This window comes from Streptomyces sp. H27-H5 (assembly GCF_026627505.1).
Lineage (GTDB): Bacteria > Actinomycetota > Actinomycetes > Streptomycetales > Streptomycetaceae > Streptomyces.
Genome location: NZ_JAPNLK010000358.1, coordinates 1 through 662, shown reverse-complemented (window position 1 = coordinate 662; position 662 = coordinate 1). Strand labels below are relative to the sequence as shown.

At 59.5% G+C, this 662-nt stretch carries 1 protein-coding gene and 1 pseudogene; both read right to left on the bottom strand.

Going from position 1 to position 662, the window contains the following annotated elements; translation table 11 throughout:
* Positions 1 to 50: 50 nt before the first annotated feature.
* A complete protein-coding gene (locus tag OTB19_RS43240; protein ID WP_267804346.1) occupies positions 51 to 260 on the bottom strand; it encodes a hypothetical protein in 210 nt (69 codons plus the stop codon).
* Between the two features lie 27 nt (positions 261 to 287).
* Positions 288 to 539, bottom strand: a pseudogene (locus tag OTB19_RS43535) (NrtR DNA-binding winged helix domain-containing protein); the annotation flags it as partial.
* Between the last annotated feature and the right edge of the window lie 123 nt (positions 540 to 662).

The following is a 662-nucleotide window of genomic DNA, read 5'->3' as shown; positions in this document are numbered from 1 at the left end:
CTTACGAGGTGCCCTCTTGCTCGGGTCTGATGGAAGCGTAGAAACTCCCATCATCCCAGGTCAGCGGGCACCTCTTCTGATTTCTCCATCCACAGCCCGACCACTACGCGGTGGATCCAGGATGAGGTGCCTGGCGTGGCTCCCACCTCGAACCGCGTCCCACGCTCGTGACGGTGAACCTGCGGACTGGCCATTCTCTGGCGTACGGCCTGGTATTCGAGATTGAGGGCGGTGAGAATCACCACCAGATCTTGCGACATCTATTCCCCTTCCCCTCTTGATGTCTCTTACGTCGTGGACGGTGCAGTTCGGATCAGCGGTGGGAACAAGACGGTCTTCGGTCCGGCCCGGTACAGTCGCGCGGGCCGTCCCCCCGTGGTCCTGCGGTCCGATCCAGCGGGGATGATGAATCCCTTCGCGGCTTGGACTTTTCGATAGAAATTGCGGGTGTCGAGTTCGGTGCCCCAAACCGCCTCGTATACCTGCTGCAATTCCGCTATGGAGAAAGTCTCTCTGCAAAACGCTGTGGCCAGTGCTGAGCCTCGATCCACCGTGTAGTGGTCGGGCTGTGGACGGAGAAACCAGAAGAGGTGCCTGCTGACCTGGGATGATGGGAGTTCTGACGCTTCCACCAGTACCAACCAGCAAGGCACCTCTGAAGT